Below are 12,049 nucleotides of genomic sequence, written 5' to 3'. Positions count from 1 at the left end.
GACGATCCATAATCAGAACAGGTGTCCTGATTATATATCATCCCCGAGGGATGGCTATCCTGGGCACATCGACCAGCCAACGGAGCATCACATGGCCCAGACAGTCCTCATCACCGGCACCTCATCCGGCTACGGCAAGGCGATGGCCGAGTTCTTCCTCGACCGCGGCTGGAACGTCCTGGCCACGATGCGGCGACCCGATCCGGCGGTGTTCGCCAAGCCCTCGGACCGGCTGAAGCTGCTGCCGCTCGACGTCACGAGCGCCGCCAGCATCGAGGCAGCCATTGCCGACGGCATCGCCGCCTTCGGCGCCATCGACGTGCTGGTGAACAATGCCGGCATCGGCCTCGGCTCGATCGTCGAGGCGACGCCCGACAGCATGGTGCGCGAGATCTTCGAGACCAACACGTTCGGCGTCATCGCGACCTGCCGCGCCCTCATCCCGCACCTGCGCCGGCAGGGACACGGCACCATCGTCAACGTCACGTCGAGCGTCACCCTGGGCGTCATGCCGCTGGTCGCGGTCTATGCCGCCAGCAAATGCGCCGTCGAAGGTTTCACGGAATCGCTCTCGTACGAGCTGGGTGCCTTCGACATCAAGGCGCGCCTGGTGGAGCCCGGCTACGCACCGACCACCAACCTCACGGCCAACGGCAGCGCCCGCATGCAGGGCCTGTTCCCGGAAGAATACGGCGCCTTCACGCAATCCTGCTTCGCCAATATGGCCAACTATCCGACGCGCTACTGCACCGAGGCGGAGGTCGCCGAAGCGACCTTCGCGGCCGCGACGGAAGAGGGCAGCCGGATCCGCTATCCCGCCGGCGCCGACTCGAAGCTCCTCGCCGAGCTGCGCTGGTCGACGTCGGAGGAGCACTACCTGCAGAAGATGCGGGAGATGTTCGGGGCCAAACCCGTTGTCATCCCGAGCGCAGCGAGGGACCTCTAGCGGCGTCCGATCAAAGGTCCCTCGCTGCGCTCGGGATGACAATTTTGGTTGTTTTCGACGCTTCGCGTCAGAACGACACCGCCTAGATCGCCGGTTCCGCGTCCTTGGCTTTCGCCTTCGCGGGCCGGCCCTCGGCCGCGTCGCGTTCCTGTTCCTTGCGGGTCTTGAGGAGCTTGCGGAGGATCATGTTCCGCTTCAGGGCCGAGATGTGGTCGATGAACAGGATGCCGTCGAGATGGTCGATCTCGTGCTGCACGCAGGTCGCCAACAGGCCGTCGCAGGCCAGTTTCTGGGTCTTGCCGTCGCGGTCCAGGTAGCGGACCGTCACCGTCGCCGGACGGACCACGTCGGAATAATGGTCCGGCACCGAGAGGCAGCCTTCCTCGTAGGAGACGTCCTCGTCCGAGGCCTCGACGATCTCGGGATTGGCCATGAACAGCGGGCCGATCTTGGTGTCCTCGCGGTCGATATCGAGCACGATGACGCGCTTCAGCACGCCGACCTGCGGCGCGGCGAGGCCGATTCCCGGCGCGTCGTACATCGTCTCCAGCATGTCATCCATGAGCTGGCGCACGCCGGCGTCGACCGTTTCGACGGGCAGGGACTTCTTCTTCAGGCGCGGATCGGGCGCGGTCAGGATGGGCAGGAGAGCCATTGGGCCTAAATATGCGGTGAAATCGGGCTTTTCAAGGTCAGCTGCGGCGCACCATGGTCCCCACGCCGGCCTCGGTGAAGACCTCCAGCAGGAGCGCATGGGGCACGCGGCCGTCCATGATGACCGCCGCTTCGACGCCCGAATTCACGGCATCGATGCAGTTCTCGACCTTGGGGATCATGCCGCCGGAAATCGTGCCGTCGGCGATCAGCGCGCGCGCCTGCTCGATCGTCATGTCGGGGATCACCTTGCCCTCCTTGTCGAGGACGCCCGGCACGTCGGTCAGGAACAGCAGCCGCTTGGCCTTCATCGCGCCGGCGATGGCGCCCGCGGAGGTGTCGGCATTGATGTTGTAGGTCAGCTCGTCGTCGACGCCGAACCCGATCGGAGCCACGACCGGAATGACGTCGGCGCGGCGCAGCTGCTCCAGCACCATGACGTTGATCTTGGCGGGCTCGCCGACCTGCTTCAGGTCGACCTTGAGGAGCTCGCCGGTCTTGGGATCGCGCGTCTCGGTGACCTTCCTGGCCAGGATCAGGTTGCCGTCCTTGCCGCAGATGCCGACGGCGATGCCGCCGCATTCGTTGATGTCGGCCACGATCGCCTTGTTGATCGAGCCGGCCAGGACCATCTCGACGATCTCCATCGTCTGGGCGTCGGTGACGCGCAGCCCGTTCACGAACGTGCTCTTGATGCCGACCCGCTCCAGCATCTTGTTGATCTGCGGGCCGCCGCCATGGACCACGATCGGGTTCATGCCGACCTGCTTCATCAGCACCACGTCGCGCGCGACCAGGTCGCCGAGCTTCGGGTCGGTCATGGCGTGGCCGCCATACTTCACCACGAAGGTCGCGTCGTTGTGCCGGCGCATGTAGGGCAGCGCCTTGGAAATGGTCTCCGCCATGCGGATGAGACGCTTCTGCTCTTTGTCCGGTTGAACAGCCTCGGCCATTTCCAGCATCCCCAGTTGAACGAAAGCCCTCTCCGCGCGCGGCGGGAGGGCCAAGGCGCATAATATATCAGGCGGCTTACGGATAGAAGAACCGGGCCCGCCGCGTCAGGATGTCCAGATGGCAGCTACACCCGTTTTCGACAGGGAAACCCTGGCAAATCGCGGCTTCACCGTGGCGAAGAACCTGATCGGCGCCGACGAATGCCGGGCGCTGGCCGCATTGTGGTCCGACCAAGCGCGATTCCGTAAACATATTGTCATGCAGCGCCACGGCTATGGGCAGGGCGAATATCAGTATTTCGCCTACGACCTGCCCAAGCCGGTCGAGCGGCTGCGCCAGGCGCTCTATCCGGCGCTGGCCGAGGTCGCCAACCGATGGAACGAGCAGCTCGGAAAGCCCAGGCGCTTTCCCGAGACGCTGGAGGCCTGGCTGAGCGAATGCCACGCGGCCGGCCAGACCCGGCCGACGCCGCTGCTGCTGCGCTACGGTACCGGCGACTACAACTGCCTGCACCGCGACCTCTACGGCGAGATGGTCTTCCCGCTGCAGGTCGTCGTGCTGCTGAGCGCGCCGGGCCGCGACTTCACCGGCGGCGAGTTCATGCTGGTCGAGCAGCGCCCGCGCCTGCAGTCACGCGGCGAGGTCGTGCCGCTGGAGCAGGGCGACGCCGCGATCTTCGCCGTGAACGAGCGGCCCTCGAAGGGCGTCCGCGGCTGGCACCGCACCGCCATGCGCCACGGCGTCTCGAGCCTGCGCACCGGCGAGCGTTTCACCCTCGGCGTGATCTTCCACGACGCGGCGTAGGACGCCTAAACCTGTGCGACCGCCACGATGTCGGCGCGCAGTTCGGGAATGCCGAAGCCGGTCTCGCTGCTGGTCGGCAGGACTTCGGGGTGGGCGGCGCCGTGCTTGCGGGCCACCGCCTCGGCGGCCGCGACGGCGCGCGGCACGTCGGCGGCGCGCAGATAGTCGGTCTTGGTGAGCAGGAGCTGGTAGGAGACGGCGGCGCTGTCGAGGTTGCGCATCGTCTCGCGGTCGCTCTCCTTCACGCCGTGACGGCCGTCGATCAGCACGAAGATGCGCATCAGGGTCGGCCGCCCGCGCAGGTAGGCCGAGGCGAGATCCTGCCAGGTCTCCTTCATCGAGCGCGAGACCTTGGCGAAACCATAGCCCGGCAGGTCGACCAGCATCAGCCGGTCGGCCAGGTTGAAGAAATTGACCTGCCGCGTGTGGCCGGGATTGGCCGAGACGCGCGCCAGGGTGCGGCGGCCGGTGAGCGCATTGACCAGGCTCGACTTGCCGACATTGGAGCGGCCGGCGAAGGCCACTTCCGGCAGCGAGATGCCGGGCAGCGATTCGATCGACGCGGCGCCCGAGACGAAGTCGCAGGGGCCCGCAAACAGCTTGCGGGCCGCCTCGATCTCTTCCGGCGTACGGCCTTCGTCAATTTCGTCGGGTGACTTGTCCGGCATCAGCCCTTCTTACCCGAGCCCTTGCCGCCCTTCTTGTCGTTCGTGGGGGCAGCGGGTGCCGGAGCCGGCGTCGCGGCGACGGCCTTGCCGCCGATCGGCGCGCCGTGGCGGCGCATGATCATGTACTGCTGCGCGATCGAGAGCGTGTTGCTCCACGCCCAGTAGATCACCAGGCCGGCGGCGAAGGGCGCCAGCATGAAGGTGAACAGGATCGGCAGGAACTGGAACACGCGCGCCTGCACCGGATCGGTCGGCTGCGGGTTCAGCTTCTGCTGCAGGTACATCGTGACGCCCATGATCATGGGCCAGATGCCGATGTTGAAGAAGTGCAGGAACGGCGGGACGTCCCACGGGAACAGGCCGAAGCCGGTCAGGATGGTGAGCGGATCCGGCGCGGACAGATCCTTGATCCAGCCGTAGAATGGCTGATGGCGCATCTCGATGGTGGTGTAGAGCACCTTGTAGAGCGCGAAGAACACCGGGATCTGCACGAGGATGGGCAGGCAGCCCGCCGCCGGGTTCACCTTCTCGCGCCGATAGAGCTGCATCAGCTCCTGGTTCATGCGCTGGCGGTCCTCGCCGTAGCGCTCCTTGAGCTTCTCCATTTCCGGCTGGAGCCGCTTCATCTTGCTCATCGCCGCGTAGGACTTGTTGGCCAGCGGGAAGAACACGGCCTTCACGGCCACGGTGAGAACCAGGATCGACAGGCCGAAATTGCCGAGATGCACGTAGAGCCACTCGAGCAGCCAGAACAGCGGCTTGGTGAAGAACCAGAACCAGCCCCAGTCGATCGTGAGGTCGAACTTCTCGATGCCGTACCTGCTTTCGTAGTCGGAAATCACCCGCACGATCTTCGCGCCGGCGAACAGCTTGGCATCCGTCACGGTACTGGCACCGGGGGCGACCGTGACTCCGTTCGCCACATAGTCGACCTGGTACTTCACGTCGGCGCCTGCGCCGGTCTGCTTGATCGAGACGTCGACCTTCGACTTCTGGTCGGGCACCAGCACGGACATCCAGTACTTGTCGGTGATGCCCACCCAGCCGCCCGTGGTGGCCATCTTCTGCTGCTTGTTGCCCTTGAAGTCGGAGTAGCTGAATTCCTTCAGCGTTCCGTTGAAGACGCCGTACGGACCCTCATGAAGGATGTACATGCCCTCGTATTTCGGCTCGCCGTAGCGAACGACCAAGCTCCACGGGAACAGGGTCACCGGCTTGTCGGTCTTGTTGTCGACGCTCTGCTTCACGTCGAACATGAAGAATTCGTCGATCGAGACGGTGAGGCCGAACACCAGGCCCTCGCCATTGTCCCAGGTGAGCTTGACCGGCTTGCCGGGCGCCACGGTCGGCGCATCGGACGTCCACACCGTTTCCGGGCCCGGCACCTTGAGCGCGGGATCGGACGAGGACCAGCCGAACTCGGCATAATAGGGATGCTCGCTGCCGACCGGCGACAGGACCGGCACCGGCGGGCTCTTGGGATCGATGGTCTCGCGATACTTCACGAGCTGCACGTCGTCGATGCGCGCGCCCTTGAGCGAGATCGAGCCGGTGAGCTCGGCGGTGCTGAAGGTGACGCGCGGCGTCAGCGCGACGGCCTCGGTGCGGCTCACGACCGGCTGCTGCGCCGGCGCGCCGCCCGGACCGGGCTGCGTGCCGGGGGCGCCGGGCGTGCCGCTCTGTCCCGCCGGAGTTGCAGGCGCGCCGGACTGCGTCGTCGCCTGTTGCTGGGCACCATTGACCGGCGGCTTGGCCGGCGGAAACGCCGCCTGCCAGCCCACGATGATCAGCACCGAGAGGACGATGGCGACGATGAAATTCTTCTGATCCATTTGTCGGCGATCTTTCGTGGCGCGTCAGGAGCGCCGGGCGGGGTGACAGGAAAGCGGCGCGCGCGAACGGGCGGCGGCCGGCGGAACAGGGTCATAGCCGCCGGCGCCCCAGGGGCCGCAGCGGCACAGTCGATGGGCGGCGAGCCAGCTTCCCCGCGCCGCGCCATGCTTCGACAGGGCCTCGACCGCGTAAGCCGAGCACGAGGGCTCGTAGCGGCAGGCTCCGACAAAGAAGTAGGCGAGCGTGAGTTGGTAGAAGCGAATCGCGCCGCGCAGGACCTGGGACATCATGCGGCCCGGAAACTGGCGATTTAAGCGGTCCGGCGCAAGCTGCCAATGCACGTCATGGCGTCGCTACGGGCGTCGCAAGCACCTTTAGACGCCGAAGTGCCTCCTGCAGCTCGGCCCGCATCGCGAGGAAGTCGCGGCCGAGGGCGCCCTGGCGGCCCACCAGCACATAGTCGTGGTCGGCCCGCGCCGTGTCCGGGATCACCTGCCGGGCGATCTCGCGCAGGCGGCGGCGGACCCGGTTGCGGACTACGGCATTGCCGACCTTGCGGGTGACGGTGAAACCGACCCGGATGGCGGGAAAGTCGAGTTCGGGAGGAACGGGGGCCGTTTGCAGCACGAAGCCGGGCATGGCACATCGCCGCCCGGCCTGGACGCGTAGAAAATCGCTACGGTTCGGCAGACGCCCGAGGCGCGCCGCGGCCAATAGAACTAGGCCGACAGACGCTTGCGGCCGGACCGGCGACGGTTGGCGATGACCTTGCGGCCACCGACGGTCGCCATACGGGACCGGAAGCCGTGACGGCGAGCGCGCACCAGCTTGCTCGGCTGATAGGTGCGTTTCATGACGCAACTCCTTAAAACACAACAAGGCCCCCGCGCGGTGCGCCGGGGGCAAATTCCGAAGGCGAGGGTAATAAGCGTATGACCCTTCAGAGTCAACGAGGGCTCAACGACACAAACGCACCTTAGTAGATAGTGTCATCCCGAGCGCAGCGAGGGATCCTTGTGCTGCAATAGTGAAGGATCCCTCGCTTACGCTCGGGATGACACAGTTTCGACCTCGGATCCCAAATGACCCTCTTCCTTCACGGCTACCGCTACAGCGTCTACGTCCGGATCGCCCGCCTGGTCCTCGCGGAAAAGGGCGTGGCCTATGAGCGGGCCGAGGTGAACCCGTTCGCCGCCGACGTGCCGGCCGCCTATCTGGCGCTGCATCCGTTCGGCCGGGTGCCCACCCTCGTGCACGACGGCTTCGCCCTCTACGAGACCGGCGCGATCACCCGTTATCTCGACCGGGCCTTTCCCGGTCCCGGCCTCCAACCCGCGGACCCGAAGCGGCTGGCGCGCATGGACCAGATCATCGGCGTGGTCGATGCCTACGCCTACTGGCCGCTGGTGCGACAGGTCTTCGTCCACGATGTCGTTCGACCTCATATGGGCATGGCGGGCGATGCCGCCGAACTGCAGAAGGGACTCGACGCCTCCGCCAAGGTGCTCGATGCGCTGGAAGCCCTGGCCGATGCGGGTCCCTGGCTGACCGGCCCCGACATCTCCCTCGCCGACTTTCATCTCGGCGCGATGATCGCCTACTTCGCGCAGTCAGCGCGCGGGATGGAGCTGCTGGCCGCACGGCCGCGACTCTCGGCATGGTGGCGGCAACTCGGCGCACGCCCGAGCTTCGCCGCAACGGAGCCCGGCCTGCCAATTCCAACTCAATAGTCACTCAGGCGTGACAGCATGTGCTTTGAGGATCGGCCCGGCAGCGTCAATATCTCGGCGGGGCGAGACGAAAGGCCAAATGATTCCATCGACACTGCGCCGGCTGCTGCCAGTGGCGATCCTGCTGGCGGGGCTGGCCATCTTCCTGCTGCTCGGACTCGAGCGCTATTTCTCCTTCGACATGCTGGCCCGCCACAAGGCGACGCTGACGGCATGGGTTGCCGATCATCGCCTGCTGGCGGCGCTCACTTTCCTATTGGCCTACGCGGTCATGGTCGCCTTCTCGCTGCCCATCGCCATGGTGGCGACGCCGGTGGGCGGCTTCCTGTTCGGCACCTGGCCAGGGGCCGGCCTGTCGGTCGTCGGCGCGACCCTGGGCTCGATCGCGGTTTTCCTCGCCGCACGCTACGCCTTTCGCGGTCTCTTCCGGGCGCGTGCCGGCGCGACGCTGGCGCGCCTGGAAGAAGGGTTCCGACACAACGATTTCAGTTACCTTCTCTTCCTGCGGCTCGTGCCGGTGTTTCCCTTCTGGCTGGTCAACATCGTGCCGGCGCTGCTCGGCATGCCGCTCAGGCGCTATGTGATCGCGACGATGCTGGGCATCGTGCCGGCCGCGATCATCTATTCGGGCCTGGGCGCCGGCCTCGGCGCCATGCTGAAGCGGGGCGAGCAGCCCAATCTCGGCATCATCTTCGAATGGCACATCCTGCTGCCGCTGCTGGGACTTGCCGTGCTGGCGCTGCTGCCGGTCGTCTTCGCCCGTTTCCGCCGGCAACCCTCCGCCTGAGATGAGCAGCCTGCTCACCCCGGACGTCTGCATCGTCGGCGGCGGCTCGGCCGGTCTGGTGGCGGCGGCGGGCGCGGCGCAACTCGGCCTCGACGTCGTGCTGATCGAGCGCGCGCTGATGGGTGGCGACTGTCTCAACTTCGGCTGCGTGCCGTCGAAGGCGTTGATCGCCGCGGCGAAGGCGGCGCACGCACAACGCAGCGGTGCGGCCTTCGGCATCGCGCCGGTCGAGCCCATCGTCGATTTCGGCAAGGTGATGGATCATGTCGCCGGCGTGATTGCGGCCATCGCCCCCAACGACTCGGTCGAGCGCTTCGAGAAGCTCGGCGTGCGCGTGCTGCAGGAGGAGGCGCGCTTCACCGGCCGCACCGAAGTGCAGGCAGGCCCCCATCGCATCCGCAGCAAGCGCATCGTGCTGGCGACGGGGTCGCGGCCGGCGCTGCCACCGGTCTCTGGTCTCGACGAGGTGCCGCACTTCACCAACGAGACGATCTTCGCCAACCGCACGTTGCCCTCGCATCTCGTGGTGCTGGGTGGCGGCCCGATCGGGCTGGAGATGGCGCAGGCCTTCCGGCGTCTTGGGTCGAAGGTCACGGTGCTGGAAGCGGCGACCTGCCTGGCCAAGGACGATCCCGAACTCGCCGCCATCGTAATCACCCGCCTGCGCGGGGAAGGCATCGACCTGCAGGAGAAGACGCGAGCGGCGAAGGTCGAGCGCACGGCCAACGGGATCGCCGCCGTGCTGGAAAGCGGCGACCGCATCGAGGGCTCGCATCTACTGGTCGCGACGGGCCGCACGCCCACGGTCGACGGCCTCGATCTCGACAAGGCGGGCGTCGCCCACGACAGGCGCGGCATCACGGTCGACGATTCGCTGCGCACCTCCAACCGCAACGTCTGGGCGATCGGCGACTGCAACGGCCGTTATGCCTTCACGCACATGGCGGGCTACGAGGCCTCGCTGTTCATCCGCGGTGCACTATTCCGAGCGCCGGCGAAGCTCGATGCCGGCATCGTGCCCTGGGCGACCTATACCGATCCCGAACTGGCGCAGGCCGGCCTCAACGAGCGCGACGCGCGCGCGAAGCACGGCGACGGCATCAAGGTCCTGCGCTGGAAATTTGCCGAGAACGATCGCGCACAGGCCGAGCGCGAGACGGACGGGCTGGTCAAGGTCGTCACCGATGGGCGCGGCCGCGTGCTGGGCGCGGGGATCGCCGGGCCGCAGGCCGGCGAACTGATCCAGAGCTGGTGCCTCGCCCTCTCCGGCCGCCTGAAGATCTCGGCCCTGGCGAGCTTCGTGCCGCCCTATCCGACGCTCGGCGAGACCGCCAAGCGGGCCGCCGGCAGCTACTACACCGAGACGCTGTTCGGCCCGCGCACCCGCGGCCTCGTGCGATTTCTCGCCCGATTGCCGGTCTGGTAGGATTGCCGGATGAGCGCCGACGTCACCCTGCCGGCCCAAACCGCCCGCCCCGCGCGCCGGCGAACCGCGACCTTCGGCCTGTCGTGGCGGATCCTGGGTCTCGTGATCGTGGCCGTGATGACGGCCGAGGTCGCGATCTTCCTGCCCTCGATCGCGCGCTTCCGCCTGGTCTATCTCGAGCAGCTGATCGAGAGCGGCACCCTGGCGGCGCTCGCCCTCGATGCCACGCCCGACAATATGGTGACGGAACAGGTGAAGGGCTCGCTGCTGGCGCATGCCCGCGTCGAGGCCGTCGTGCTGGTCGAGCCGAACAAGCCCAAGCGCGCGCTGATGAACATCGAGCCGCGGCCGGAGATGCTGGGCTTCAACCTCAAGGACCGCGGCGCCCTCGGCTTGATCTGGGACGCGCTGGAAGCGATGGCGCGGGACGGTTCGCATCTCATCCGGGTGGGCGGCGAATCGATGCGCCTGCCCGGCGCCATGGTCTGGATCGTCGTCGACGAAGCGCCGATGCGCGCCGCCATGTACGGCTACACGAGCCGCATCCTCATCCTGTCGATCATCATCGCGCTGTTCACGGCCGCCTTGCTTTACCTGGCGCTGCGCTGGCTGGTCGTGCGGCCGCTGCAGGATCTGTCCCGCGCCATGATCGCCTTCCGCCGCGCGCCGGAAGAGGCCGATGCCGAGCGCGGGCCGGTGCGGCGCAACGACGAGATCGGCGTCGTCGACCGCGAGTTCCAGATCCTGCAGCGCGAGCTGCGCATCTCGCTGCGTCAGAAGTCGCGCCTCGCCGAGATCGGCGCCGCGACCAACAAGATCAACCACGACCTGCGCAACATGCTCTCGACGGCGCGCCTGCTGTCGGACCGCCTGGCGCGCAGCGACGACGCGCGCACGCGCGCGCTGGCGCCGACCATCCTCAACACGATCGACCGCGCCGCCCGCCTGGCCAGCGACGCCATCGAATATGTCCGCGAGAAACCATCACCCAAGCTTGCAAACGTGGATCTCGCCGACCTGGTCGACGAGGTCGGCATCGCGCTGCAGGAGCAGGGCGAGGAGAAGGATCCCAACCAGCTGCGCAGCTGGGTCAACGAGATCGGCAATGGCGGCCTGGCGCGCTGCGACCGTGACGTGCTCTACCGCGTGTTCATCAATCTCGGGCGCAACGCCTTCGAGGCCGGCGCGACCAGCGTCACCGTCCGCGCGCGGCGCAACGGCGGCTTCCTGCTTCTCGAAATCTCGGACAACGGACCGGGCATTCCGCCGGCCGTGGCCACCCAGCTCTTCCGGCCCTTCACCACCGGCGGTCGCCAGGGCGGCACCGGCTTGGGCCTCGCCATCTCGCGTGATCTCGTGCGCCTGCACGGCGGCGACATCGCCCTGATCGAATCGAACGCCCAGGGCACGCTCTTCTGCTTCACCCTGCCGCTTACGTAGCCATCAACTCTCGCTCTTCAGCTTCGCAATGAAGGCGCGGACGCGGTCGGCGTTGCCGCCGAGATCGGCCTCGCCGATGCGGCTCTTGGAGCGGATATCGACGCGGCTGCCGGTGCCCTGCGGGCGGATGCGGACCACGATGTCGTCGCGGAAGCCGAACCACGGGCTGGTCGCGATCGCTTCGAGGCGGCCATCGGCGGGAACACGCGCGACGATCTCCCAACCGAGCGCCGTGGCCGCGCGGTCGACGCGCCTGAAGGCTTCGTCGGGCGGCACGGCCAGCACGACCGGTTCGATGTCGGGGAAGGCCGCGCGCTGGATCGGCCCGCTTTCCTTCGGATAGGCGGGCGGATTGAGCGCGCCGCGCCGCAACTGCGCCGTCGCCACGAGCGGCGGCGGATTGGCGGTGTCTGTCGTGATGTCGTTGATGGCGGGCCGGTACTGCGCTTCCAGGAACCAGTGCAGGGGTACCCAGGCGCCGGCGAGGCCGATCACGATCGCCAGGAACGCGGCGACGAATCCGCGACGCCGGTCACCGGGACGGGACGGCAGGATCGTCGCGAGGCCCAGGGCGATGCCGGCGACCGTCAGATAGAAGCCATAGCGGAAGACGGCGATCGCCGCCTCGATGTCGAGGCCGAGATAGCGGTGCAGCGGTCCGGAAACGGCTACGATCAGCGACCCGACGGTCGCGAGAATGAATGAGATACGCGCCAGTCGATGACTGATCGGATTGGTCGGCCTAACGAACATCCAGGCTCCGCTACAATCGCATCGTAACCGTGAAACGAAACCGGCGCATCTTCT

Annotated in this window: 14 protein-coding genes; 6 read left to right on the top strand and 8 right to left on the bottom strand. The window is 67.0% G+C overall.

All coding sequences use genetic code 11. From position 1 onward, the window contains the following. Positions 1-91 precede the first annotated feature (91 nt). Positions 92-946, top strand: a complete 855-nt coding sequence (locus AC1ROX_RS00680) for an SDR family NAD(P)-dependent oxidoreductase (protein WP_493121455.1) — start codon at positions 92-94, stop codon at positions 944-946. Between the two features lie 82 nt (positions 947-1,028). Here AC1ROX_RS00680 and def read toward each other — a convergent pair whose 3' ends face one another. Continuing rightward, complete coding sequence (gene def, locus AC1ROX_RS00675; RefSeq protein ID WP_493121453.1) at positions 1,029-1,601, bottom strand: peptide deformylase; 573 nt, start codon at positions 1,599-1,601, stop codon at positions 1,029-1,031. A 37-nt stretch (positions 1,602-1,638) separates the two neighbouring features. Beyond that, the gene (gene argB / locus AC1ROX_RS00670) at positions 1,639-2,553 is read right to left on the bottom strand and encodes an acetylglutamate kinase (protein ID WP_493121451.1); all 915 of its coding nucleotides are present in this window, start codon (positions 2,551-2,553) and stop codon (positions 1,639-1,641) included. A 118-nt stretch (positions 2,554-2,671) separates the two neighbouring features. Between argB and AC1ROX_RS00665 the strand changes: the two genes are divergently transcribed. Next, positions 2,672-3,358 (top strand): 2OG-Fe(II) oxygenase, encoded by a 687-nt coding sequence (locus AC1ROX_RS00665; RefSeq protein ID WP_493121450.1) that lies wholly within the window; start codon positions 2,672-2,674, stop codon positions 3,356-3,358. 5 nt (positions 3,359-3,363) lie between these two features. Here the strand turns inward: AC1ROX_RS00665 and yihA are convergent, their stop codons facing one another. Genes yihA through rpmH form a run of 5 tightly spaced genes read right to left on the bottom strand, consistent with a single transcriptional unit; the run spans position 3,364 to position 6,713 of the window. Then, entirely contained in the window at positions 3,364-4,026 is a 663-nt protein-coding gene (gene yihA, locus AC1ROX_RS00660) for a ribosome biogenesis GTP-binding protein YihA/YsxC (RefSeq protein ID WP_493121448.1), read from the bottom strand. Next, positions 4,026-5,858: a membrane protein insertase YidC gene (gene yidC, locus AC1ROX_RS00655; protein WP_493121446.1), complete on the bottom strand. Its 1,833-nt coding sequence runs from the start codon at positions 5,856-5,858 to the stop codon at positions 4,026-4,028. The genes yihA and yidC overlap by 1 nt, the downstream gene beginning before the upstream one ends. Before the next feature lie 24 nt (positions 5,859-5,882). Then, complete coding sequence (yidD, locus tag AC1ROX_RS00650; protein WP_493121444.1) at positions 5,883-6,200, bottom strand: membrane protein insertion efficiency factor YidD; 318 nt, start codon at positions 6,198-6,200, stop codon at positions 5,883-5,885. Between the two features lies 1 nt (position 6,201). Further along, a complete protein-coding gene (rnpA, locus tag AC1ROX_RS00645; protein WP_493121443.1) occupies positions 6,202-6,573 on the bottom strand; it encodes a ribonuclease P protein component in 372 nt (123 codons plus the stop codon). Between the two features lie 5 nt (positions 6,574-6,578). Next, positions 6,579-6,713: a 50S ribosomal protein L34 gene (gene rpmH / locus AC1ROX_RS00640; RefSeq protein ID WP_068199953.1), complete on the bottom strand. Its 135-nt coding sequence runs from the start codon at positions 6,711-6,713 to the stop codon at positions 6,579-6,581. A 228-nt stretch (positions 6,714-6,941) separates the two neighbouring features. Between rpmH and AC1ROX_RS00635 the strand changes: the two genes are divergently transcribed. The 4 genes from AC1ROX_RS00635 to AC1ROX_RS00620 all read left to right on the top strand — a co-directional run bounded on the left by AC1ROX_RS00635 (position 6,942) and on the right by AC1ROX_RS00620 (position 11,242). Further along, positions 6,942-7,589 carry a glutathione S-transferase family protein gene (locus AC1ROX_RS00635; protein WP_493121441.1) on the top strand — a complete coding sequence of 216 codons (648 nt, stop codon included), beginning with the start codon at positions 6,942-6,944 and terminating at the stop codon, positions 7,587-7,589. A 79-nt stretch (positions 7,590-7,668) separates the two neighbouring features. Beyond that, positions 7,669-8,376 carry a TVP38/TMEM64 family protein gene (locus tag AC1ROX_RS00630; protein ID WP_493121440.1) on the top strand — a complete coding sequence of 236 codons (708 nt, stop codon included), beginning with the start codon at positions 7,669-7,671 and terminating at the stop codon, positions 8,374-8,376. Position 8,377: 1 nt separating this feature from the next. Further along, positions 8,378-9,802, top strand: a complete 1,425-nt coding sequence (locus tag AC1ROX_RS00625) for a dihydrolipoyl dehydrogenase family protein (RefSeq protein WP_493121438.1) — start codon at positions 8,378-8,380, stop codon at positions 9,800-9,802. Between the two features lie 9 nt (positions 9,803-9,811). Continuing rightward, positions 9,812-11,242, top strand: a complete 1,431-nt coding sequence (locus tag AC1ROX_RS00620) for a sensor histidine kinase (RefSeq protein WP_493121436.1) — start codon at positions 9,812-9,814, stop codon at positions 11,240-11,242. A gap of 3 nt (positions 11,243-11,245) precedes the next feature. On the opposite strand, the gene AC1ROX_RS00615 is transcribed toward AC1ROX_RS00620, so the two are convergent. Next, positions 11,246-11,995 (bottom strand): DUF1499 domain-containing protein, encoded by a 750-nt coding sequence (locus tag AC1ROX_RS00615; protein ID WP_493121435.1) that lies wholly within the window; start codon positions 11,993-11,995, stop codon positions 11,246-11,248. Between the last annotated feature and the right edge of the window lie 54 nt (positions 11,996-12,049).

The sequence above is a fragment of the Reyranella sp. GW821-FHT14A01 genome, from assembly GCF_058803965.1.
The sequence above is the reverse complement of the archived record's forward strand: the minus strand, read 5'-3'. Positions and strand labels throughout refer to the sequence as shown.

What these genes read in the sequence shown, in the direction of transcription:
- AC1ROX_RS00630 (WP_493121440.1), top strand. Translation starts at nt 7,669, where the DNA reads ATGATTCCATCGACACTGCGCCGGCTGCTGCCAGTGGCGATCCTGCTG.
- argB (WP_493121451.1), bottom strand. Translation starts at nt 2,553, where the DNA reads ATGGCCGAGGCTGTTCAACCGGACAAAGAGCAGAAGCGTCTCATCCGC.
- yihA (WP_493121448.1), bottom strand. Translation starts at nt 4,026, where the DNA reads ATGCCGGACAAGTCACCCGACGAAATTGACGAAGGCCGTACGCCGGAA.
- AC1ROX_RS00680 (WP_493121455.1), top strand. Translation starts at nt 92, where the DNA reads ATGGCCCAGACAGTCCTCATCACCGGCACCTCATCCGGCTACGGCAAG.
- AC1ROX_RS00665 (WP_493121450.1), top strand. Translation starts at nt 2,672, where the DNA reads ATGGCAGCTACACCCGTTTTCGACAGGGAAACCCTGGCAAATCGCGGC.
- AC1ROX_RS00635 (WP_493121441.1), top strand. Translation starts at nt 6,942, where the DNA reads ATGACCCTCTTCCTTCACGGCTACCGCTACAGCGTCTACGTCCGGATC.
- yidC (WP_493121446.1), bottom strand. Translation starts at nt 5,858, where the DNA reads ATGGATCAGAAGAATTTCATCGTCGCCATCGTCCTCTCGGTGCTGATC.
- AC1ROX_RS00625 (WP_493121438.1), top strand. Translation starts at nt 8,378, where the DNA reads ATGAGCAGCCTGCTCACCCCGGACGTCTGCATCGTCGGCGGCGGCTCG.
- AC1ROX_RS00615 (WP_493121435.1), bottom strand. Translation starts at nt 11,995, where the DNA reads ATGTTCGTTAGGCCGACCAATCCGATCAGTCATCGACTGGCGCGTATC.
- rpmH (WP_068199953.1), bottom strand. Translation starts at nt 6,713, where the DNA reads ATGAAACGCACCTATCAGCCGAGCAAGCTGGTGCGCGCTCGCCGTCAC.
- AC1ROX_RS00620 (WP_493121436.1), top strand. Translation starts at nt 9,812, where the DNA reads ATGAGCGCCGACGTCACCCTGCCGGCCCAAACCGCCCGCCCCGCGCGC.
- def (WP_493121453.1), bottom strand. Translation starts at nt 1,601, where the DNA reads ATGGCTCTCCTGCCCATCCTGACCGCGCCCGATCCGCGCCTGAAGAAG.